Source organism: Agromyces sp. LHK192 (genome assembly GCF_004006235.1).
Lineage (GTDB): Bacteria > Actinomycetota > Actinomycetes > Actinomycetales > Microbacteriaceae > Agromyces.
Genome location: NZ_CP034753.1, coordinates 2,212,208 through 2,234,517, shown reverse-complemented (window position 1 = coordinate 2,234,517; position 22,310 = coordinate 2,212,208). Strand labels below are relative to the sequence as shown.

Annotated in this window: 21 protein-coding genes; all 21 read left to right on the top strand. The window is 72.0% G+C overall.

Features of this window, described 5'->3' with window-relative positions; all coding sequences use genetic code 11:
- Nucleotides 1-30 precede the first annotated feature (30 nt).
- The 21 genes from pyrR to ELQ40_RS09915 all read left to right on the top strand — a co-directional run bounded on the left by pyrR (nucleotide 31) and on the right by ELQ40_RS09915 (nucleotide 22,305).
- On the top strand, nucleotides 31-621 hold the full coding sequence (gene pyrR, locus ELQ40_RS10015) for a bifunctional pyr operon transcriptional regulator/uracil phosphoribosyltransferase PyrR (protein ID WP_127793559.1): 591 nt from the start codon (nucleotides 31-33) through the stop codon (nucleotides 619-621).
- Nucleotides 618-1,568 carry an aspartate carbamoyltransferase catalytic subunit gene (locus tag ELQ40_RS10010; protein ID WP_127793558.1) on the top strand — a complete coding sequence of 317 codons (951 nt, stop codon included), beginning with the start codon at nucleotides 618-620 and terminating at the stop codon, nucleotides 1,566-1,568. Before pyrR ends, ELQ40_RS10010 begins: the two co-directional genes overlap by 4 nt.
- Nucleotides 1,565-2,908, top strand: coding sequence for a dihydroorotase (locus ELQ40_RS10005; protein ID WP_127793557.1), 1,344 nt, complete (start codon nucleotides 1,565-1,567; stop codon nucleotides 2,906-2,908). The genes ELQ40_RS10010 and ELQ40_RS10005 overlap by 4 nt, the downstream gene beginning before the upstream one ends.
- Nucleotides 2,901-3,452: a hypothetical protein gene (locus ELQ40_RS10000; RefSeq protein WP_127793556.1), complete on the top strand. Its 552-nt coding sequence runs from the start codon at nucleotides 2,901-2,903 to the stop codon at nucleotides 3,450-3,452. The genes ELQ40_RS10005 and ELQ40_RS10000 overlap by 8 nt, the downstream gene beginning before the upstream one ends.
- Entirely contained in the window at nucleotides 3,449-4,606 is a 1,158-nt protein-coding gene (carA, locus tag ELQ40_RS09995) for a glutamine-hydrolyzing carbamoyl-phosphate synthase small subunit (RefSeq protein WP_205649312.1), read from the top strand. The genes ELQ40_RS10000 and carA overlap by 4 nt, the downstream gene beginning before the upstream one ends.
- Nucleotides 4,606-7,896, top strand: a complete 3,291-nt coding sequence (gene carB / locus ELQ40_RS09990; protein WP_127793555.1) for a carbamoyl-phosphate synthase large subunit — start codon at nucleotides 4,606-4,608, stop codon at nucleotides 7,894-7,896. The genes carA and carB overlap by 1 nt, the downstream gene beginning before the upstream one ends.
- Nucleotides 7,893-8,771: an orotidine-5'-phosphate decarboxylase gene (gene pyrF / locus ELQ40_RS09985; RefSeq protein ID WP_127793554.1), complete on the top strand. Its 879-nt coding sequence runs from the start codon at nucleotides 7,893-7,895 to the stop codon at nucleotides 8,769-8,771. Before carB ends, pyrF begins: the two co-directional genes overlap by 4 nt.
- Entirely contained in the window at nucleotides 8,764-9,747 is a 984-nt protein-coding gene (gene gmk, locus ELQ40_RS09980) for a guanylate kinase (RefSeq protein WP_127793553.1), read from the top strand. The genes pyrF and gmk overlap by 8 nt, the downstream gene beginning before the upstream one ends.
- Nucleotides 9,740-9,997: a DNA-directed RNA polymerase subunit omega gene (gene rpoZ / locus ELQ40_RS09975; protein WP_127793552.1), complete on the top strand. Its 258-nt coding sequence runs from the start codon at nucleotides 9,740-9,742 to the stop codon at nucleotides 9,995-9,997. The genes gmk and rpoZ overlap by 8 nt, the downstream gene beginning before the upstream one ends.
- A 16-nt stretch (nucleotides 9,998-10,013) precedes the next feature.
- A complete protein-coding gene (coaBC, locus tag ELQ40_RS09970; RefSeq protein WP_127795241.1) occupies nucleotides 10,014-11,339 on the top strand; it encodes a bifunctional phosphopantothenoylcysteine decarboxylase/phosphopantothenate--cysteine ligase CoaBC in 1,326 nt (441 codons plus the stop codon).
- A complete protein-coding gene (gene metK / locus ELQ40_RS09965) occupies nucleotides 11,336-12,529 on the top strand; it encodes a methionine adenosyltransferase (protein WP_127793551.1) in 1,194 nt (397 codons plus the stop codon). Before coaBC ends, metK begins: the two co-directional genes overlap by 4 nt.
- 17 nt (nucleotides 12,530-12,546) lie before the next feature.
- A complete protein-coding gene (locus ELQ40_RS09960) occupies nucleotides 12,547-14,556 on the top strand; it encodes a primosomal protein N' (RefSeq protein ID WP_240665728.1) in 2,010 nt (669 codons plus the stop codon).
- Nucleotides 14,557-14,623: 67 nt separating this feature from the next.
- On the top strand, nucleotides 14,624-15,556 hold the full coding sequence (gene fmt / locus ELQ40_RS09955) for a methionyl-tRNA formyltransferase (protein ID WP_127795240.1): 933 nt from the start codon (nucleotides 14,624-14,626) through the stop codon (nucleotides 15,554-15,556).
- Nucleotides 15,557-15,581: 25 nt separating this feature from the next.
- The gene (locus tag ELQ40_RS09950) at nucleotides 15,582-17,042 is read left to right on the top strand and encodes an RsmB/NOP family class I SAM-dependent RNA methyltransferase (protein WP_127793549.1); all 1,461 of its coding nucleotides are present in this window, start codon (nucleotides 15,582-15,584) and stop codon (nucleotides 17,040-17,042) included.
- Nucleotides 17,043-17,114: 72 nt separating this feature from the next.
- On the top strand, nucleotides 17,115-17,804 hold the full coding sequence (gene rpe / locus ELQ40_RS09945) for a ribulose-phosphate 3-epimerase (RefSeq protein ID WP_127793548.1): 690 nt from the start codon (nucleotides 17,115-17,117) through the stop codon (nucleotides 17,802-17,804).
- The gene (locus ELQ40_RS09940) at nucleotides 17,801-18,064 is read left to right on the top strand and encodes a phosphoribosyl-ATP diphosphatase (protein ID WP_127793547.1); all 264 of its coding nucleotides are present in this window, start codon (nucleotides 17,801-17,803) and stop codon (nucleotides 18,062-18,064) included. Before rpe ends, ELQ40_RS09940 begins: the two co-directional genes overlap by 4 nt.
- Before the next feature lie 48 nt (nucleotides 18,065-18,112).
- The gene (gene hisG / locus ELQ40_RS09935) at nucleotides 18,113-18,955 is read left to right on the top strand and encodes an ATP phosphoribosyltransferase (protein ID WP_127795239.1); all 843 of its coding nucleotides are present in this window, start codon (nucleotides 18,113-18,115) and stop codon (nucleotides 18,953-18,955) included.
- Between the two features lie 7 nt (nucleotides 18,956-18,962).
- Complete coding sequence (gene hisF, locus ELQ40_RS09930) at nucleotides 18,963-19,724, top strand: imidazole glycerol phosphate synthase subunit HisF (protein WP_127793546.1); 762 nt, start codon at nucleotides 18,963-18,965, stop codon at nucleotides 19,722-19,724.
- Complete coding sequence (hisI, locus tag ELQ40_RS09925; protein ID WP_127793545.1) at nucleotides 19,721-20,077, top strand: phosphoribosyl-AMP cyclohydrolase; 357 nt, start codon at nucleotides 19,721-19,723, stop codon at nucleotides 20,075-20,077. The genes hisF and hisI overlap by 4 nt, the downstream gene beginning before the upstream one ends.
- Nucleotides 20,074-21,600 (top strand): anthranilate synthase component I, encoded by a 1,527-nt coding sequence (locus ELQ40_RS09920; protein ID WP_127793544.1) that lies wholly within the window; start codon nucleotides 20,074-20,076, stop codon nucleotides 21,598-21,600. Before hisI ends, ELQ40_RS09920 begins: the two co-directional genes overlap by 4 nt.
- Nucleotides 21,601-22,305 carry a Trp biosynthesis-associated membrane protein gene (locus tag ELQ40_RS09915; RefSeq protein WP_127793543.1) on the top strand — a complete coding sequence of 235 codons (705 nt, stop codon included), beginning with the start codon at nucleotides 21,601-21,603 and terminating at the stop codon, nucleotides 22,303-22,305.
- Nucleotides 22,306-22,310 lie beyond the last annotated feature (5 nt).

The following is a 22,310-nucleotide window of genomic DNA, read 5'->3' as shown; positions in this document are numbered from 1 at the left end:
GTCCCGTGAGGCGGAGAAGGGAGTCGGCGATTGACGCGCGCCGTGCTCAGCCAAGCTGACGTCCAGCGGGGACTCACCCGCATCTCGCACGAGATCCTCGAATCCAATCGCGGGGCATCCGATCTGGTCATCCTGGGCATTCCGACCCGGGGCGTGATCCTCGCCCGCCGCATCGCCGAAACCATCGCGCGCATCGAATCCGGTGCGCCCTCGCCCGAAGCCTTGGCCGGCGCGCTCGACGTCACCATGTACCGGGACGACCTCGCGCACACCCGCACCCGGACCCCGGCGCCGACCCAGCTGCCCCCCGGCGGCATCGACGACCGCACCGTCGTGCTCGTCGACGACGTGCTGTACTCCGGCCGCACCATCCGCGCCGCCCTCGACGCGCTCGCCGACCTCGGGCGCCCGCGGGCCGTCCGCCTGGCGGTCCTCGTCGACCGCGGGCACCGCGAGTTCCCGATCCGGGCCGACTTCGTGGGCAAGAACCTGCCGAGCTCCAAGAGCGAGCGCATCAACGTGCGCCTCGTCGAGACCGACGGCGAGGATGCCGTCACGATCGACGGTCCGGTCGACGGTCCCGCCGACGGCCCTGCCGACACCGAAGGAGTCGGCGCATGAGGCACCTGCTCGCCACACGCGGCCTCGCGCGCGACGACGCGATCGAACTGCTCGACATCGCCGAGGACATGGCCGCCGTGCAGGACCGCGAGGTCAAGAAGCTCCCGACGCTGCGCGGCAAGACGGTGGTCAACCTCTTCTTCGAGGACTCGACGCGCACGCGCATCTCGTTCGAGGCTGCGGCCAAGCGCCTGTCGGCCGACGTGATCAACTTCAGCGCGAAGGGATCGAGCGTCTCCAAGGGCGAGAGCCTGAAGGACACCGCGCAGACCCTGCAGGCGATGGGCGCCGACGGCGTCGTGATCCGGCATCCGTCGTCGGGCGCACCGTTCCTGCTCGCCACGAGCGGATGGATCGACGCCGGCGTCGTCAACGCCGGCGACGGCACGCACGAGCATCCGACGCAGGCGCTCCTCGATGCCTTCACGATGCGACGCCGCCTGCACGGCGACGCCTCGCGCGGACGCGACCTCGACGGCGTGCGCGTCGTCATCGTCGGCGACATCCTGCACTCGCGCGTCGCCCGGTCCAACGTCTGGCTGCTGCACGCGCTCGGCGCGCACGTCACGCTGGTCGCCCCGCCGACGCTGCTGCCGGTGGACCCGAGCGGGTGGCCCGCCGAGATCGGCTACGACCTCGACGAGGCGCTGGCCGCAGGGCCGGATGTGGTCATGATGCTCCGCATCCAGGCCGAGCGCATGCACGCCGCGTTCTTCCCCAACAGCCGGGAGTATTCCCGCACCTGGGGCCTCGACGACGCCAGGTTCGACCGCCTGCCGCCGACTACGATGGTCATGCATCCGGGTCCCATGAACCGTGGGCTCGAGATCGCCGCCCGCGCAGCGGACTCGCCGCAGTCCACCGTGCGCGAGCAGGTCGCGAACGGAGTATCAGTGAGAATGGCCGCCCTGTACCTGCTGCTTTCCGGAGAGCGGGGCCACGCATGAGCGACCGCATCCTGATCCGCAGCGCCACCCTGCCCTCGGGCGACCGCGCCGACCTGCTCATCGACGGCAGCGTCGTCGCCGAGGTCGGGAGCATCGCCGACGCGTCGGGCGCCACGGTGATCGACGCCGACGGGCTGCTCGCGCTGCCCGGACTGGTCGACCTGCACACCCACCTCCGCGAGCCCGGCTACGAGCAGAGCGAGACGGTGCTCACGGGCACGCAGGCCGCCGCCGCCGGCGGGTACACCGCGGTGTTCGCGATGGCGAACACGTCGCCCGTCGCCGACACCGCCGGCGTCGTCGAGCAGGAGCAGCGCCTCGGCCGCGCCGCCGGCTACGCGACCGTGCAGCCCATCGGGGCCGTGACGGTCGGCCTTCGGGGCGAGCAGCTCGCCGAGCTCGGCGCGATGGCCCGCTCTGCGGCGAGGGTCCGCGTGTTCTCCGACGACGGGTTCTGCGTGGCCGACCCGCAGCTCATGCGCCGGGCGCTCGAGTACGTCAAGGCGTTCGACGGCGTCATCGCGCAGCACGCCCAGGAGCCCCGGCTCACCGTCGGCGCCCAGATGAACGAGGGCGCCCTCTCGGGCGAACTCGGCCTCATCGGCTGGCCGGCGGTCGCCGAGGAGTCGATCATCGCGCGCGACGTGCTGCTCGCCGAGCACGTCGGCTCACGCCTGCACGTGTGCCACCTCTCGACCGCGGGATCCGTCGAGGTCGTGCGCTGGGCGAAGGCCCGCGGCATCGACGTCACGGCCGAGGTCACCCCGCACCACCTGCTCCTCACCGAGGAACTCGTCGCGACCTACGACGCCCGATACAAGGTCAACCCGCCGCTGCGCCGGGCCGAGGACGTCGAAGCCCTTCGCGCTGCCCTGGCCGACGGCACGATCGACATCGTCGCGACCGACCACGCCCCGCACCCCGTCGAGGCCAAGGAATGCGAGTGGGATGCCGCCGCCAACGGCATGGTCGGCCTCGAATCCGCGCTCTCGGTCGTGCACCGGACGATGGTCGAGACCGGCCTGCTCGACTGGGCCGGCGTCGCCCGGGTCATGAGCGAGACGCCGGCGCGCATCGGCCGCATCGCCGGGCACGGCACGCCGCTCGCCGCCGGAGCCCCCGCAGAGGTCGCGCTCTACGACCCGCAGGCCTCGGGCACGTTCGACGTCGCCCGCCTCGCCGGACGGAGCGTGAACTCGCCGTACCTCGGCCGGGAGCTCCCCGGGCGGGTCGTCGCGACCATCCACGCCGGCTATGCGACCGTCCTCGACGGCGTCGTCCGCGATGCCGACGAGATCGCCGCACTGGCGGCGGCGCGGAACGGCGGCGTCAATGGCTGAGACCATCGGCATCGTCGTCGCCGTCGTGATCGTCGGTGGCGCAGCCTTCCTCATGTGGCGCTCCTGGAAGCGCCGCACGGTGCGCGACGCGGCCATGCGCGCCTATCCCGTGCCCACCGTGCTCGGCGAGGCGGGCGTCGACGTCGAGGTGCTCTACGTCGCGACCACTCCGGTCGGCCGGCCGCTCGAGCGTCTCGCAGTCGAGGGGCTCGCATTCCGCGGCTCGGGCCACCTCGCCGTGCACCCCGAGGGCCTGCTGCTGCGGATCGCGGGCGAGCAGCCCTCGTTCGTCCCGCGCGAGCGACTCGTCGGCGCGGGACCGGCGTCATTCGCCATCGACCGCGGCGTCGAGCCCGAAGGACTCGTCGCCATCACCTGGATCGTCGACGAGGACACGGGGCCCGACGCGGTTCCCACGCACGTCGACAGCTACCTTCGCGCCCGGTTCCCGGGCGACGCCGGCCGGATCATCACGGCCGTCACCGACATCGCCGCAGCGCACGTGACGCTGCGGCCAGACGCAGAGAGCGAGACCGAAGCATGACGGAGTCCACGCCCCTGACGGGAGCGCCGGCGGTGCTCGTCCTCGAGGACGGCACGCGGTACGAGGGGCGCGCCTACGGCGCCCTCGGCCGCACGCTCGGCGAGGCCGTCTTCGCGACCGGCATGACCGGCTACCAGGAGACCCTGACCGACCCGTCCTACGCAGGCCAGATCGTGTTGCAGACCGCGCCGCACATCGGCAACACCGGCATGAACGACGAGGACATGGAGTCCGCGCGCATCTGGGTCGCGGGCTACATCGTGCGCGACCCATCGCGGGTCGTGTCGAACTTCCGTTCGCAGCGCAGCCTCGACGTCGACCTCGCCGCGGCGGGCGTCGTGGGCATCTCCGGCATCGACACGCGTGCCGTGACGCGGCACATCCGCTCGGCCGGCGCGATGCGCGCGGGCGTGTTCTCCGGCCCGGATGCCTCGCTGTCGCACGGCGAGCAGCTCGACCTCGTCCGCTCCGGCGCCGAGATGAGCGGCCGGAACCTCTCCGGAGAGGTCTCCACGGCGGAGTCGTACACGCTGCCCGCCACGGGCGAGCGCGTCGGATCGGTCGCCGTGCTCGACCTCGGGGTGAAGACCTCGACGCTGAACTTCCTCGCCGAACGTGGATTCGACGTGCACGTCGTGCCGCAGACCGTGTCGATCGACGAGATCCGCGCCCTCGGAACCGACGCGCTGTTCTTCTCGAACGGCCCCGGCGACCCCGCCGCGTCCGACCGGCACGTCGACCTGCTGCGCGACTCGCTGCGCGACGGCCGCCCGTACTTCGGCATCTGCTTCGGCAACCAGCTGCTCGGCCGCGCGCTCGGCTACGAGACCTACAAGCTGCCGTTCGGCCACCGCGGCATCAACCAGCCCGTGCTGGACCGCGCGACCGGCCGCGTCGAGATCACGGCGCACAACCACGGCTTCGCCGTGCGGGCGCCGCTCGACGGCGTGAGCGAGTCGAGCCAGGGCTTCGGGCGCGTCGAGGTCAGCCATGTCGACCTCAACGACGACGTGGTCGAGGGCCTCAACTGCCTCGACATCCCCGCGTTCAGCGTGCAGTACCACCCGGAGTCGGCGGCCGGGCCGCACGACGCCGAATACCTCTTCGACCGCTTCCGCGACATGGTGATCGCCAGCAAGGAGTCCAAGGCCTGATGCCCAAGCGCGACGATATCAATTCCGTCCTCGTCATCGGGTCCGGCCCGATCGTCATCGGCCAGGCGGCCGAGTTCGACTACTCGGGCACGCAGGCCTGCCGGGTCCTGCGCGCCGAGGGGGTGCGGGTCATCCTCGTGAACCCGAACCCCGCCACGATCATGACCGACCCCGACTTCGCCGACGCGACGTACATCGAGCCGATCACGCCCGAGATCATCGAATCCATCATCGTGAAGGAGCGCCCCGACGCGGTGCTGCCGACGCTGGGCGGGCAGACCGCGCTGAACGCGGCGATCGCGCTCGAGGAGGCCGGCATCCTCGCGAAGCACGGCGTCGAGCTCATCGGCGCCAAGGTCGACGCGATCCGCAAGGGCGAAGACCGCCAGCTCTTCAAGGAGCTCGTCGTCGAGTGCGGCGCGGACGTGGCTCGCTCCCACATCGCGCACACCATGGACGAGGTGCTCGCGGCCGCCGACGACCTGGGATACCCGCTCGTCGTCCGTCCGTCGTTCACCATGGGCGGCCTCGGCTCCGGGTTCGCGTACGACGAACAGGACCTGCGCCGCATCGCGGGTGCGGGCCTGCACGACTCGCCGACAACCGAGGTGCTCCTCGAGGAGTCGATTCTCGGCTGGAAGGAGTACGAGCTCGAGCTCATGCGCGACACCGCCGACAACACGGTCGTCGTCTGCTCGATCGAGAACGTCGACCCGGTCGGCGTACACACCGGCGACTCGATCACGGTCGCGCCCGCCCTGACGCTCACCGACCGCGAGTACCAGCGGCTGCGCGACATCGGCATCGACATCATCCGCGCCGTCGGCGTCGACACCGGCGGCTGCAACATCCAGTTCGCCATCGACCCGTCGAACGGCCGCGTCATCGTCATCGAGATGAACCCGCGCGTGTCGCGCTCGTCGGCGCTGGCGTCGAAGGCGACGGGCTTCCCGATCGCGAAGATCGCGGCGAAGCTCGCCATCGGCTACCGCCTCGACGAGATCCCGAACGACATCACCCGGGTCACCCCCGCGTCGTTCGAACCGACGCTCGACTACATCGTCGTGAAGGTGCCGCGGTTCGCCTTCGAGAAGTTCCCGGCCGCCGACCCCACGCTCACGACGACCATGAAGTCGGTCGGCGAGGCCATGGCGATCGGCCGCAACTTCTCGACGGCACTCCAGAAGGCGCTGCGGTCCCTCGAGAAGCGCGGCTCGTCGTTCCACTGGGGCGAGGAGACCCGTTCGGTCGAGGAGCTGCTCGCGGAGGCATCCGTACCGACCGACGGGCGCATCGTGCTCGTCCAGCAGGCGCTGCGCCTCGGCGCGTCGGTCGAGCAGGTGTTCGAGGCCACGAAGATCGACCCGTGGTTCCTCGACCAGATCGTGCTGATCAACGAGGTCGCCGCGCACGTCGCCGCCTCGGAGGCGCTCGACCACGACACGCTCCTGCTCGCGAAGGACCACGGCTTCTCCGACGCGCAGATCGCCGAGCTCCGGGGATTCGGCAGCGAGGCGGACGCCCGCGAGGTGCGCCACATCCTGGGCATCCGACCGGTGTTCAAGACCGTCGACACGTGCGCGGGGGAGTTCCCCGCGCTCACGCCGTACCACTACTCGAGCTACGACCTCGAGACGGAGGTCGCGCCGAGCGACCGCCGCAAGGTCGTCATCCTCGGCTCGGGCCCGAACCGCATCGGCCAGGGCGTCGAGTTCGACTACTCGTGCGTGCACGCGTCGTTCGCGCTGTCCGACGCCGGGTTCGAGACGATCATGATCAACTGCAACCCTGAGACGGTCTCGACCGACTACGACACGAGCGACCGTCTCTACTTCGAGCCGCTCACGCTCGAGGACGTGCTGGAGGTCATCCACGCGGAGTCGAAGTCCGGCGAGCTCGTCGGCGTCGTCGTGCAGCTCGGCGGACAGACCGCGCTCGGCCTCGCAAAGGGGCTCGAGGCTGCGGGCGTGCCGATCCTCGGCACGACACCGTCGGCGATCGACCTCGCCGAGGAGCGCGGGCTCTTCGCCGGCATCCTCGACCAGGCGGGTCTCGTCGCCCCGCGCAACGGCACGGCCATCGACCCCGCCGGTGCGGTGCAGGTGGCGGAGTCGATCGGTTACCCCGTGCTGGTCCGCCCCAGCTACGTGCTCGGCGGTCGCGGCATGGAGATCGTGTACGACTCGGCGAGCCTGAACGACTACTTCACCCGCATCGACGGCCAGGGCATCGTCGGGCCGGGGCATCCGCTGCTCGTCGACCGGTTCCTCGAGGACGCGATCGAGATCGACGTGGACGCCCTGTACGACGGCGAGGAGCTCTACATCGGCGGCGTGATGGAGCACATCGAGGAGGCCGGCGTCCACTCCGGCGACTCGAGCTGCACCCTCCCGCCCGTGACGCTGGGTCGCGCCGAGGTCGACCGGGTGCGCGAGGCGACGAAGTCGATCGCCGAGGGCATCGGCGTGCGCGGCCTGCTCAATGTACAGTTCGCGATCGGTGCGGGCGTGCTCTACGTGCTCGAGGCGAACCCTCGCGCGAGTCGCACCGTCCCGTTCGTCTCGAAGGCGCTGGGCATCCCGCTCGCGAAGGCCGCCAGCCGCGTCATGGTCGGCGCGTCGATCCGGGAGCTCGTCGCCGAGGGGCTGCTGCCCGTCGAGGACGGCTCGCGGGTGCCGCTCGACGCCCCCGTCGCGGTCAAGGAGGCCGTGCTGCCGTTCCACCGCTTCCGGACCCGCGAGGGGATCACGGTGGACTCCGTGCTCGGCCCGGAGATGCGCTCGACCGGCGAGGTCATGGGCATCGACCGCGACTTCCCGACCGCCTTCGCGAAGAGCCAGCTCGCCGCGTACGGCGGCATGCCCACCGACGGCACGGTGTTCGTGTCCGTGTCCGACCGCGACAAGCGGTCGATCATCCTCCCGGTGCTCCGCCTCCAGCAGCTCGGATTCCGCATCACGGCGACCGAGGGCACCGCGGAGGTGCTGCGCCGGAACGGCATCGGCGCCGACGAGGTGCTGAAGTTCCACGACAAGCAGTCCGAGGATGCCACGAGCATCGTCGAGCTCATCCAGCGGGGCGAGGTCGACGTCGTGGTGAACACGCCATCGGGCGGGTCGTCCCGCGCCGACGGCTACGAGATCCGCGCGTCCGCGGTCGCGGCGGGCATCCCGCTGTTCACGACGATCGCCGAACTCTCCGCCGCCGTCGCCTCCCTCGACGCGGGCGAGGGTGGGTTCGACGTGACGAGCCTGCAGGAGTACCAGGCCCGCCGGGAGCCCGTCGCATGACCCCGGCGAGCCCGTTCGGCGAGCGGCTCGCAGCCGTGTTCGCGGCCTACGGCCGGCTCTGCGTCGGCATCGACCCGCACGCGGGTCTCCTCGACCGCTGGGGCCTGCCCGACTCCGCAGATGGCGCGCGCGAGTTCGGCCTCCGAGTCGTCGAGGCGGCCTCCGGACGTGCGGGGATCGTGAAGCCGCAGGCGGCGTTCTTCGAACGCCACGGCGCGGCCGGATACCTCGCACTCGAGCGCGTGCTGCAGGAGGCGCGAGACGCCGACCTGCTGGTCATCGGCGACATCAAGCGCGGCGACATCGGCTCGACGATGGCCGCCTACGCCGAACCGTGGCTGAAGCCGGGTTCGACGCTCGAGGTCGACGCGATCACCGCGACGCCGTACCTGGGCCTCGGGTCGCTGGAGGACACCCTGCGCACGGCCGAAGCGGCCGGCAAGGGCGTCTTCGTGCTCGCGGCCACGTCCAACCCCGAGGCGACCGCGATCCAGCGCGCCGTCCTGCAGCAGTCCAGTCGTGCCGGCTCGTCGATCGGCGGCGCGATCGTCGCCGGCGTCTCCGCTTGGAACGCCGGACGACCGGATGTGTCGGGTGCAGCGTTCGGCGCGGCCGGGGTCGTCATCGGTGCCACGGTCGACCTCGCCGCCGCGGGCATCGATCGCGATGTCGAGCCGCCGCGCCCGGGTCTCCCGGTGCTCGCTCCCGGCTTCGGCGAACAGGGCGCCTCGGTGGCGGACGCGCGCGCCATCTTCGGCGGCTACTCCGGAGGCGTGATCGTCAGCGAGTCGCGGTCGATCCTCCGCTCCGGTCCCGACGGCATCGCGGAGACGATCATGCGGCACGCAGACGAGGCGGTGATCGCAGGTGCCTGAGCCCGGTCGCACCCCACCCGAGGTCGACCGCGTCGCGGCATCGCGCGCGGCCGTGCAGGCACGTCGCGCGCGCGCCGCCGTCAAACAGGCGATCGCGAGCGGCGCCCGGAGTCCGCTCGACGTGCTGCGTGCGGCGTTCGAGGAGCCGGACGGGGTCGAGGGACGCCTGCGGGCGACCGAGTTCCTCGGTGCCATCCCCGCGATCGGCGAGACGAAGACGGCCCGGATCATGTCGGACCTCGAGATCGCCGCGTCCAAACGCCTCGGGGGCCTCGGTCGCCTGCAGCGCCGTCGGTTGCGCGAGTTCGTCGCGGACTGGGTGGCGTCGCACGGCGGCACCGGCGACCGGCTCGTCGTGCTCGCCGGTCCCACCGCCGTCGGCAAGGGCACGGTGGCGCAGCACATCCGGGCGAACCACCCCGAGGTCCGCCTGTCGATCTCCGCGACCACCCGCGCCCCGCGGCCCGGCGAGGTCGACGGCGAGCACTACTACTTCGTCGACGACGCGGAGTTCGACCGCATGGTCTCCGAGGGAGAACTGCTCGAATGGGCGACCGTCCACAACGCGTACCGCTACGGCACGCCGCGCGGTCCGGTCCAGGACGCGATCGCCGCGGGCGACAGCGTGCTGCTCGAGATCGACATCCAGGGCGCGCGATCGGTCAGGCGGGCGATGCCGGAGGCCACGCTGGTGTTCCTGCTCCCGCCCTCGTGGGACGAACTCGTCCGCCGACTGGTCGGTCGCGGCACCGAGTCGCCTGCCGAACAGCAGCGTCGGCTCGAGACCGCGAAGGTCGAATTGGCGGCCGTCGACGAGTTCGATCACCGCGTCGTGAACCGCGACGTCGGTGAGGCCGCTCGAAAGGTCGTAGAATTGACGCGGCCCAGAACGGGAAGGCGCTCCGCCGCCGTTCGCCGAGAACTTCCGCGCACCGGGGGTGCGCGCCCATCGAATGAGGAGTCTGTCCATGGCTGAGAAGCAGTCCGGCATCATCGACCCGCCCATCGACGACCTGCTGTCGAAGGTCGATTCGAAGTACCAGCTCGTGATCTTCGCGTCGAAGCGCGCCCGCCAGATCAACGACTACTACGCCGACCTGCACGAGGGCAGCCTGTTCGACAACGTCGGCCCGCTGGTCGACTCGTCGATCGACGACAAGCCGCTCACCGTGGCGCTCCACGAGATCAACGAGGACAAGCTCCGGCTCCGCCCGCTGGGCGAATAGGCCCGGGTTCGTGCCGCTGAACGTCGTCGTCGGCATCGCGGGCGGCATCGCGGCCTACAAGGCCGTCGGCGTCGTCCGCGCCCTCGTGCTCGCCGGGCACGACGTGCACGTCGTGCCGACCGAGGCGGCGCTGCGCTTCGTCGGTCGGCCGACCCTCGAGGCGATCTCGCGCAACCCGGTGCACGTCGACCTCTACGAGGGCGTCGCCGAGGTGCGCCATGTGGCGATCGGCCAGGCCGCGGACCTCATCGTGATCGCCCCCGCCACCGCGAACACGATCGCGAAGCTCGCGGCGGGCCTCGCCGACGACCTGCTCGGCAACACGGTGCTCGCCAGCGAGGCGCCGCTGGTCGTCGCCCCGGCGATGCACACCGAGATGTGGCGGAACGCCGCGACGCAGGCGAACATCCAGACGCTCGTCGACCGCGGGGTGACGGTCGTCGGCCCCGCCGTGGGGCAGCTCACCGGTGCGGACTCCGGTCCTGGCCGGATGGAGGAGCCGGAGGTCATCGTCGAGTCGGCGCTGGCCGCGTACGGCGCGCACGCGGCGCAGGGCGGGCATGGTGCTCCGGGCTCGGGTCTCGCGGGCGATCTGCAGGGCCGTCGCGTCGTGGTCTCCGCGGGCGGCACGCGCGAACCCCTCGATCCCGTTCGGTTCCTCGGCAACCGCTCGAGCGGCAAGCAGGGGGTCGCGATCGCCGACGCGGCGCGTTCGCGGGGCGCGGAGGTCGTGCTGATCGCCGCGAACCTCGAGATCGCCGATCCGCACGGATGCGACATCCGCAAGGTCTCGACCACGCTCGAACTGCGTGAGGCCGTGCTCGACACCGCACGCGGCGCCGACCTCGTCGTGATGGCCGCCGCGGTCGCCGACTTCCGGCCCGCCACGGTGAGCGAGGGCAAGATCAAGAAGCAGCCCGGCGACGAGGGCCTCACCCTGGAGCTCGTCCGGAATCCCGACATCCTGGCGGAGCTCGGACACGCCCCCCACGACGGCACGCTCCTCGTCGGCTTCGCGGCCGAGACCGAAGCCGACCCGGAGCGGCTCATCGAGCTCGGGCGTGCCAAGCGCGCCGCGAAGGGCGCCGACCTGCTCGTGGTCAACCGGGTGGGGTGGACCGAGGGTTTCGCGTCCGACGAGAATCGCGCGAGCGTGATCGGCGTCGACGGCGAGGTCGTCACCGAGCTTCACGGAAGCAAGGTGTCGGTGGCGCACGGCATCCTCGACGTGGTTGTCTCTCGGTGGGACGACCGATTCGCCGACCCGGCGGCCACGACCCCGACGGCGACCGACACCACGACCGACGCGGATTCCGCGAGTGAGGACGACACCACACGATGAGCGACCTGCGGCTGTTCACCTCCGAGTCGGTGACCGAGGGGCACCCCGACAAGATCTGCGATCAGGTCTCGGACTCGATCCTCGACGCGCTCCTCACCGTCGACCCCGCCGCGCGCGTCGCCGTCGAGACCCTGGTCACGACCGGGCTCGTCCACGTCGCGGGCGAGGTCTCGACCTCCGGCTACGTCGAGATCCCCGCGATCGTGCGCAAGCGCATCACCGACATCGGGTACACGTCGTCCGACGTCTGGTTCGACGGCCGGAGCTGCGGGGTCTCGATCTCGATCGGAGCGCAGTCGCCGGACATCGCGCAGGGCGTGGACGACGCGTTCGAGTCGCGTGAGGGCAGCAGCATCGACGAGCTCGACCGGCAGGGCGCCGGCGACCAGGGCATCATGTTCGGCTACGCCACGCGCGAGACGCCCGAGCTCATGCCCGTGCCGATCTGGCTGGCGCACCGCCTCGCCGAACGGCTCGCCGACGTCCGGAAGCAGGGCGAGCTCGACTACCTCCGCCCGGACGGCAAGACCCAGGTGACCGTCGGCTACGAGGGCCAGACTCCGCGCACCATCGAGACCGTGGTGCTCTCCACGCAGCACTCGCCGAAGGTCTCGACCGAGCAGCTGCGCGCCGAGGTCGAGGAGGTCGTGATCCGTCCGGTGCTCGAGACGGTCGACCTCTCCGCGGGCGACCTCCGCGTGCTCATCAACCCGACCGGTCGCTTCGAGATCGGCGGTCCGCAGGGCGACGCCGGGCTCACGGGCCGCAAGATCATCATCGACACCTATGGCGGCGCGAGCCGGCACGGCGGTGGCGCGTTCAGCGGCAAGGACCCGTCGAAGGTCGACCGCTCGGCCGCGTACGCCATGCGATGGGCGGCGAAGAACGCGGTCGCCGCGGGACTCGCCGACCGGCTCGAACTGCAGGTCGCCTACGCGATCGGAAAGGCCGCGCCGGTCGGGCTCTACGTCGAGACCTTCGGGACCGGGCACCTGCCCGACGAGCGCATCATCGCCGCGATCCGCGAGGTGTTCGACCTCCGGCCTGCGGCCATCATCCGCGACCTCGACCTGCTCCGCCCGATCTACGCGCAGACCGCGGCCTACGGCCACTTCGGTCGCGAGCTCCCGGACTTCACCTGGGAGCGGCTGGACCGCGTCGACGACCTGCGCCAGGCCGCCGGGCTCTGAGCGTGCCCGAGGGGCCGGTGGCACGGGTCCTCCTCGACTCGCCGCTGCCGCAGCTCGACCAGCTCTTCGACTACCGGGTACCCGATCGACTCGTCGATCGGGTCCGGCGCGGCATGCGCGTCCGGGTGCCGCTGCGCACCGGAGGCCGGATCGCCGACGGATGGGTGGTCGAGCTCACGCACCGCAGCGAGTACGGCGGACGGCTCAGCGAGGTCGAGGACGTCGTCGGCGAGGTGCCGTTGCTCACCGAGGACGTCTGGCGTCTGGCGCGTGTCGCGGCCGATCGGGCCGCCGGCAACGCCTCGGACATCCTCCGGCTGGCGATTCCGTCGCGGTACGTCCGCGTGGAGCGGACCTGGCTGCAACGACGCGACGAGGACGGCGACGGCGACGGCCGTGAGCCCGGCGCCGGCGGTCGGTCGGCCGGACCCGGTGTCGTCGGTCACGGAGCCGGGCCGTCGAGCGCGCCCCCCACGGCCGGCGCCGCCGCTCCCGACCTGGCTGCCGGGATCGTCGCCGGGGCGCGGATGGCGCTCATGGCCGATCCGCGGCCGCTGCGACTCGCGTCGGGAACCTGGGTCGGCGCATGGGCGTTCGCGCTCGCCGAGGCCGCGCGGATCGCGCTCGACGCCGACCGGTCGACCCTGATCGCCGTCCCGGACCATCGCGACCAGGAACAGCTCCAGGCTGCGCTCGAAGCGGTGATCGATCCGGATCGGGTGCTCCGAACGGATGCCCGTCAGAGCGGCGGTGAACGCTACCGTGCGTTCCTCGACGCCATGCGCGACCGCGCGCACGTGATCATCGGCAACCGGTCGACGGTGTACGCGCCCGCCGCGCGGCTCGGCCTCATCGCGATCTTCGACGACGGGGACCCGCTCCACGCCGAGCCGCTCGCACCGGGCGTCCACGCCCGTGACGCCGCGCTCATCCGGCAGGAGCAGTCCGGTGCCGCGCTGCTCTTCGTCGGCCATACCAGGAGCGTGGACGTCGCGCGGCTGGTCGGCATCGGCTGGGTCCGCGAGGTCGAGCAGGCTCGGATCCAGCGGCCACGCGTCGTGCTCACCGAACAGCAGCAGACCCCCGAGCCGGGGTCCGCCCGGATCCCCTCCGTCGCCTGGCGACAGGCGCAGCAGGCGATCCTCGAGGGGCCGGTGCTCGTGCAGGTCGCCCGTCCCGGCCACACGCCGATGCTCGTCTGCGATCGCTGCCGCGAGCCGGCGCGATGCCCGGCGTGCGCGGGGCCGCTCGTGCTCCCGACCGCCGATGCACCGCCGTCCTGCGCGCTCTGCGGGACGAGCGCGGCCGGGCGGAGCTGTCCGATCTGCGAGTCGACGAAGCTCCGCGCCGCCACGGTGGGGGCCACGCGGACGGCGGAGGAGCTGGGCCGGGCCTTTCCGCGTGCGCGGGTCGTCCTCGCCGACGGGGAACGACAGGTGCTTCGGGTCGGCGACGAACCCGCGCTGGTCGTCGCCACCCGAGGAGCCGAACCGATCGCCGACGGCGGGTATCGCGCGGTCCTGCTGCTCGACGGCGATCGGATGCTCCTGCGCGAATCCCTGCGCGTCGCCGAGGACTGCCTGCGCTGGTGGTCGAACGCGGCAGCGCTCGCCGCCCCGGGCGCACCCGTGTCCCTCGTCGGGGTGGGCGGCGCACTCGGAACCGCACTGGCGACGTGGCGGCAACGCGAGTGGGCGGTCGACGAGTTGGCTGCGCGCCGCGAGGTCGGATTCCCGCCCGCGGTTCGGATGGCCAGCGTCGTGGCGGCATCCGAACGGTTGGCGGGTGCCGTCGAGGCGACCCGCCGGGCCGTCCCCTCGGTCGAGGTGCTCGGCCCGACCCCGGTCGACGGCGGCCTCGAGCGTGTCGTGCTGCGCTTCGACTACGGCGCGGGGCCGACGGTCGCGGCGACGCTCAAGGCGGAGGCGATCCGGACGGCGACCGAGCGTCGCAGGCCGGTGGCGGGTCGCGGTCCAGGCCGCGCTGCGGTCCTCCGAGTGCGATTCGACGATCCCGACCTGCCCTGATCCAGGGTGATCACGGGCCTCGTCGGGGCCTCGGGTCGAGATCCGGGAGAATGACCCGGTGACCTCCCTGCGCCTCGTCTTCGCCGGAACCCCTTCCGCCGCCGTCCCGAGCCTCGAACGGCTCGCGGCGAGCCGGCACGAGATCGTCGCCGTCGTGACCCGGCCCGATGCCCCGGTGGGCCGCAAGCGGGTGCTCACCCCGTCGCCCGTCGCGCATGCGGCGGACCGACTCGGGCTGCCCGTGATCCGGGCCGCCCGGCTCGACGCCGAGGCATCCGACCGCATCGCGGAACTCGCGCCGGACCTCGGCGTCATCGTCGCGTACGGCGGACTGGTGCGCGAGCCGCTGCTGTCGGCGCCCGTGGCCGGATGGATCAACCTCCACTTCTCGCTCCTGCCGGCGTGGCGCGGGGCTGCGCCGGTGCAGCACTCGCTGATCGCCGGCGACGCCGAGATCGGCGCGTCGGTGTTCCGGCTCGTGCCCGAACTCGATGCCGGCGACGTGTTCGGCGAGCTCCGCCGCGCCGAGGACGGCGAGTCGACCGCGGGGGAGTTGCTCGACCTGCTGGCGGTCGACGGCGCCGGGCTCCTCGCCGAGATCGTCGACGGCATCGCGGCGGGCACCGCCGCCGCGGCGCCCCAGGCCGGTGCGGCGACGTTCGCGCCGAAGCTCACGGTCGACGACGGGCGGCTGGACTGGACGCAGCCGGCTGAGGTCGTGCTCGCCCGCTATCGGGGCGTGACGCCGGAGCCCGGCGCGTGGACCATGGTCGACGGCGATCGACTGAAGGTGCTCGAGGCCCGGCGCCCGGCGGCAACGGATCCACGGCCCGACAGGTCGCTCGACGCCGGCGAACTGCTCGTCGAGCGGCGGCGCGTCCTCGTCGGCACGGCGACCGGGCCGGTCGAGCTCGTTCGGGTCCAGCCCGCCGGCAAGCAGGCGATGTCCGCGGCGGACTGGGGGCGCGGGCTGCCCGAACACGCCAGCATCACGGGGTGACGCCGACCCGCCGTACAGTTGACGGGTGGCTGGACAGCAGGATCGAACACCCCGTCGGGCGCCGGCGACCGGCCCCGACCGCCGATCGGGCGGCAAGGACCGCGCGGAGCGCGCCGTACGCGTCTCTCCGTCGCGGATCGTCGCCTACGAGGTCCTCGAGGCCGTGCGCGATGACGAGGCCTACGCCAACCTCCTGCTGCCGAACCGGATCACCCGTTCGAAGCTCAACGAGGCCGATGCCGCCCTCGCGACCGAGCTGACCTACGGCACGCTGCGGTGGCAGGGCTTCTACGACGCGGTCATCGCGCTCGCGGCCGACCGCCCGACCGACCGCATCGATGCGCCGGTCCTCGACATCCTGCGAATCGGCGCGCACCAACTCCTCGCGACCCGGGTGCCCACGCACGCGGCGGTCAACGAATCCGTCGTGCTCGCGAAGCGCCTCGCCCCGGGCGCGAGCGGATTCGTCAACGGCGTCCTGCGCACCATCTCGCGGTCGACCGCCGAGGAGTGGCGAGGATGGGTCGAGGACGAGACGCGCGGAGGAGCCGACGCGAAACTGGCAGCGGTCTCATCGCACCCCGAATGGATCGTTCGCGCGCTCCGATCGGCCCTCGCCCACGAGGACCGCGCCGATGAGCTCGACGCGCTGCTCGCCGCCGACAACGCGGCACCACGCGTGAACCTCGCCGTGCTCCCCGGACTCGGCGACGCCACGCCGGCGAACCTCGGCGAACCGAACCGGTACTCGCCGGTCGGCGTGACGGCCGGGCAGCCGCTCGCGCTCGTCGCCGCGCACGAGGGCCGGGTCCGGGTGCAGGACGAGGGCTCGCAACTCGCCGCGCTCGCGCTCGCCAGAGCCCGGCCGGTCGAGCCGGGGGAGCACTGGCTCGACCTCTGCTCGGGGCCGGGCGGGAAGACCGCAGTGCTCGCCGCCGAGGCGCTCGCCGCCGACGCCGTGCTCTCGGCGAACGAGCTCGTACCGGCCCGTGCCGACCTCGTCCGCCGGGCGATCTCGAGCGTTCCGCTCGACGTGCACGTGCACGTCGGCGACGGACGCGAGGTCGAGGCATCCGACCTCGGTGCACCGGAGGGCTTCGATCGCATCCTGCTCGACGCGCCCTGCACCGGACTCGGAGCCCTGCGTCGGCGGCCCGAGGCCAGGTGGCGGAAGACGCCCGGCGACGTCGGCGAGCTCACCGCGTTGCAGGGCGAGCTGTTCGACGCAGCCGTGCGGATGCTCGCGCCGGGCGGCCTGCTCGCCTACGTCACGTGCTCCCCGCACCTCGCGGAGACGCAGGGGACCCTCTCGGCGGGGATGGAGCGCTGGGGCGACCGGCTCGAACGGGTCGACACCCGCGCGGTCGTGCAGGGCGTCGCACGCGAACCGCTCGACCTCGCCGGCGATGCCGAGACCGTGCAGTTGTGGCCGCACCGGCACGGGACGGATGCGATGTTCATCGCGCTGGTCCGCCGGGCCGGCTGACGCCGTCGCCTCGCACGCGGGCTCACGGCCACCACCCGCTGCGGTCCTCGACGGCTCGGTAGGCTCGACGACATGACGCGCATCAACCCGAGCATCCTCGCCGCCGACTTCGCGAACCTCGAACGCGAACTCGGCCGGATCGCGACGGCCGACCTCGTGCACGTCGACATCATGGACAACCACTTCGTGCCCAACCTGACGTTCGGGCTGCCGATGGTCGAGCGCCTCGTGCAGGTCGCTCCGGTACCGCTCGACGTGCATCTCATGATCGACGATCCGGACCGCTGGGCGCCGGGGTACGCCGAGGCGGGCGCCGCGAGTGTGACGTTCCATGTCGAGGCCGCGGCGGATCCGATCCGGCTCGCGCGCACGCTTCGGCAGATCGGGGCCCGCGCCGGTCTCGCGCTGAAGCCGGGCACCGAGGTCGAGCCCTGGTTGGAGGCGCTCCACGAGTTCGATCAGGTGCTGGTCATGACAGTCGAGCCGGGCTTCGGCGGGCAATCCTTCATGCCCGAGACGATGCCGAAGCTGCGGCGGACCGCCGATGCGGTCCGCGCGGCGGGGCTGGACGTCTGGTTGCAGGTGGACGGCGGCGTCACGGTCGACACCATCGGCATCGCTGCCGAGGCCGGCGCCGACACCTTCGTCGCCGGGTCCGCCGTGTTCCGAGGCGAACCCGCCGAGCAGATCGCCGCCCTCCGCGCCGCCGCCGCGGTGCACCGCCACGGCGCCCACGCGAGCACCGGTAGTCTGGAAGCGTGAAGACCTTCGACGACCTGTTCGTCGAGCTCAGCGAGAAAGCCCGTACCCGACCAGAGGGGTCCGGCACGGTTCGCGAGCTCGACGCCGGCGTGCACACCATCGGCAAGAAGATCGTCGAGGAGGCGGCCGAGGTCTGGATGGCCGCCGAGTACCAGAGCGACGACGAGACCGCCGAGGAGGTCTCGCAGCTGCTGTACCACCTGCAGGTGCTGCTGCTCGCGAAGGGGCTCACGCTCGCGGACGTGTATCGACATCTCTGATCGGCCCACCCCATGACCGATCCGTTCGATCTCGACGAAAGCCAGGGAATGCTCCGCATCGCCGTGCCCAACAAGGGTTCGCTGTCCGAAACCGCCGCGCAGATGCTGTGGGAGGCCGGGTACACCGGTCGCCGCGATCCGCGTGACCTGCACACCGCCGACCCCCGCAACGGGGTCGAGTTCTTCTACCTGCGTCCGCGTGATATCGCGACGTACGTCGGCTCGGGCGCGCTCGACGTCGGCATCACCGGTCGCGACCTCCTGCTCGACTCCGGGTCGGACGCGATCGAGGTCGCCCCGCTCGGCTTCGGCGACTCGACGTTCCGCTTCGCGGCGCCGGGCGACCGATTCCGCGAGCTGGCCGACCTCGAGGGCGTTCGGGTGGCGACCAGCTACCCCGGGCTCGTCGGCGCGTTCCTGGCCGCGCAGGGCGTCACGCCGTCGAAGCTCGTCAAGCTCGACGGCGCCGTCGAATCCGCGGTGCGACTGGGCGTCGCCGACGCCGTCGCCGACGTCGTCTCCACGGGTGCCACGCTGCGTCAGGCCGGTCTCGAGATCTTCGGCCCGGTGATCCTCGACTCCGAGGCCGTGCTGATCGGCTCCGGCATCGAGAAGCCCGGTGCGGCGACGCTGCTGCGACGCCTGCAGGGCGTGCTCGTGGCCCGCCAGTACGTGCTCCTCGACTACGACGTGCCCGCCTCCAAGCTCGAGGAGGCGACCGCTGCGGCACCCGGCTTCGAGTCGCCGACGGTGTCGCCCCTGCACGACCCGGAGTGGGTCGCCGTGCGGGTCATGATCCCGCGATCCGACATGAACCACGTCATGGACGACCTGTACGCGATCGGCGCCAGGGCGATCCTGGTCTCGGCGATCCACGCCGCGCGGTTGTGAGCGCGGCATGACCCTCGCCGTCCGCGTGATCCCGTGCCTCGACGTGGCCGCAGGCCGCGTCGTCAAGGGCGTGAACTTCCAGAACCTCCGGGACGCCGGTGATCCCGTCGAGCTCGCGGCCCGGTACTCCGAGCAGGGAGCCGACGAGCTCACCTTCCTCGACGTCACCGCGACCGTGGACGATCGCTCGACCACCTACGACATGGTGCAGCACGTCGCCGAGCAGGTGTTCATCCCGCTCACCGTCGGCGGCGGGGTGCGCTCGCCCGAGGACGTGGCCCGCCTGCTCGGCCATGGGGCCGACAAGATCGGCGTCAACAGCGCCGCGATCGCGCGGCCGGAGCTCATCGCCGAGATCGCCGATCGGTTCGGCGCCCAGGTCGTCGTGCTCTCGCTCGACGTCAAGCGCTCCGAGCGCACCGAGTCCGGGTTCGTCGTCACGACGCACGGCGGCCGAACCGAGACCGACCTCGACGCGCTCGCCTGGGCCCGCCGCGCGATCGAACTCGGTGCCGGCGAGCTGCTCGTCAACTCGATCGACGCCGACGGCACGAAGGCGGGGTTCGACCTCGAGCTCACGTCGCTGATGCACGAGCTGTCGTCGGTGCCGGTCATCGCGTCCGGAGGCGCCGGATCGGTCGAGCACTTCGCGCCGGCCGTCGCGGCCGGTGCCGACGCCGTGCTCGCGGCATCCGTGTTCCACAACGGCGAGGTGGCGATCTCCGAGGTCAAGGCCGCGCTCGAAGCCGATGGGAGGATCGTCCGATGACGGTCGAGATCGACGCGGTCCTCGACCGTGCCGCGTTCAACGCCGACGGGCTGCTGCCGGCGATCATCCAGCAGTTCGACACCCGCGAGGTGCTCATGATGGGCTGGATGGACCGTGAGGCGCTCCGCCGCACGCTCACCGAGGGTCGCGTGACGTTCTGGTCCCGATCGCGCCGGGAGTACTGGCGCAAGGGCGACACGTCCGGCCATTCGCAGCATGTCAAGGCCGCCGCACTCGACTGCGATGCCGACACCCTCCTCGTCCAGGTCGACCAGGTCGGCGCGGCCTGCCACACCGGCACGCGCACCTGCTTCGACGGCGATGAACTCGAGGTCGAGGTGGGGGAGCGATGAGCGGGACGGCCACCACCGGGCGCGAGGACTTCGGGCCGCTGCTGCAGGGCCGTCGGGTCGTGCCGGTCGTCCGCGAGCTCTTCGCCGACGGGGAGACCCCGGTCGGGATCTACCGGAAGCTCGCCGGCGGCCGGCCGGGCACCTTCCTCCTCGAGTCCGCCGAACAGGGCGGCATCTGGTCGCGGTACTCGTTCGTCGGAGCCGCGTCGTACGGCGTGCTCACCGAGCACGAGGGTCGCGTCATCTGGCAGGACTACGGCCTCGACGCAGACCGCGCGATCGGCGAGGCATCCGAGCTGCCGCCCCTGGCCGCCCTCGAAGCGCTGCACCGGCGTTGGGCGACCGACGACGTCCCCGGAGCTCCGCCGCTGACCGGCGGTCTCGTCGGGTTCATCGGGTGGGAGGCGATCCGGCAGATCGAACATCTGCCGAACGTGCCCCCAGCCGACTTCTCGATGCCGGGTCAGGCGTTCTCGTTCGTGTCGGAGCTCGCGGTGGTCGACCATCGCACGGGCACCGTCCAGCTCGTCGCCTCGGTGCTCAACGACGGTGTCGACGACGAGGAGGCGCTCTGGGTCGATGCGCAGGCCCGCCTGGATCGGATGCAGACGGCCCTCGCGGCGCCCTCCGAGGCGACGCTCGCCGAGATCGACCTCGCTGTCGCCCCGAAGCCGCGCCACCGCACCGATCAGGCCGACTTCCTCGCCGCGGTCGACCGCTCGAAGGAGTACATCCGCGACGGCGACGTCTTCCAGGTCGTCATCTCGCAGCGTTTCGAACACGAGGCGACGGCGCATCCGATCGACGTGTACCGGGTGCTGCGCACGCTCAACCCCAGCCCGTACATGTACCTGCTGCCGCTCGAGGACGCCGACGGCGAGCCCTTCTGGATCGTCGGCTCCTCGCCCGAGGCGCTCGTCAAGGTCGAGGACGGGCGCGTGTACACGCACCCGATCGCGGGATCCAAGCCGCGTGGTGCGACACCCGAGGCCGACGCCGACCTCCAGGCCGAGCTCCTCGGCGATCCGAAGGAACAGGCCGAGCACCTCATGCTCGTCGACCTCGCCCGCAACGACCTCGCGAAGGTGTGCACGGCCGGTTCCGTCGAGGTGACGGAGTTCATGCGCGTCGAGCGCTTCAGCCACATCATGCACCTCGTCTCGTCCGTCGAGGGCGACCTGGCCGAAGGCCGAAATTCGATCGACGTGTTCCGGGCGACGTTCCCGGCCGGAACGCTCTCGGGTGCTCCGAAGCCGCGGGCGCTCGAGATCATCGACGAACTCGAGCCGGCGCAGCGCGGGCTGTACGGCGGCGTCGTCGGGTACTTCGGATTCGGTGGCAACGCCGACCTCGCGATCGCGATCCGCACCGCGTCGATCTCGGGCGGGGTCGCCCGCGTCCAGGCGGGCGCGGGGCTCGTCGCCGACTCCGACCCCGTCTCCGAGCACGAGGAGGCGCGGAACAAGGCGGCGGCGCTGCTGCGCGCGGTCGCGGTCGCGAACGCCCTGCGGAAGGTCGACTGAGTGCGTTCCGAACGGATGAAGCTGCCGGCGATCCTCCTCGCGATCGTCGGGGGCGGGCTGGCGCTCCTGTCGTGGAGCCAGACGTGGTTCCGGCTCGTCATCGACGGTGCGGCGGGCGGCGGTGCGGTGATCGACGTCGGCGGTCAGGTCGCTTCGCCGGCGCTCGCTGCGCTCGGCCTCGCCGGCCTCGCCCTCGCCGGCGCGCTCGCGATCGCCGGGCCCGGCATCCGCTTCGTGCTCGGCCTGCTTGCGGCGCTGCTCGGCGGTTGCGTGCTCCTGGCGGCGGGGCTCTCGCTCGGTGATCCGATCGGCGCCGTCTCGCCGGCGGTGACCGATGCGACGGGCGTCGCGGGCGCCGATCCGACGGCCGAACTGGTCGCGTCCTCGGTCGCGACCGCCTGGCCGATCGCCGCGATCGCCGGCGGCGTGCTGCTGCTCGCGTCCGGCGTCGTCGTGCTCGTCACCGGCCGCGCCTGGCCGTCGTCATCGCGCCGCTACCGCGACGGCGCAGCGTTCGCGAAGTCGGACGGGGCGCGCACGACGACCCCGGATGCCTCCGGTGACGGGGCCGCCGAGGCGACGGACGCGGTCCCGGCCGACCGCCCGTCGCCACCCGCTGCGGGCGGCCGTACCGGCGGGAGTGCGTCCGATCGCGCCATCGACGACTGGGACGAGCTGACCCGCGGCGACGACCCGACCGATTGATGGAC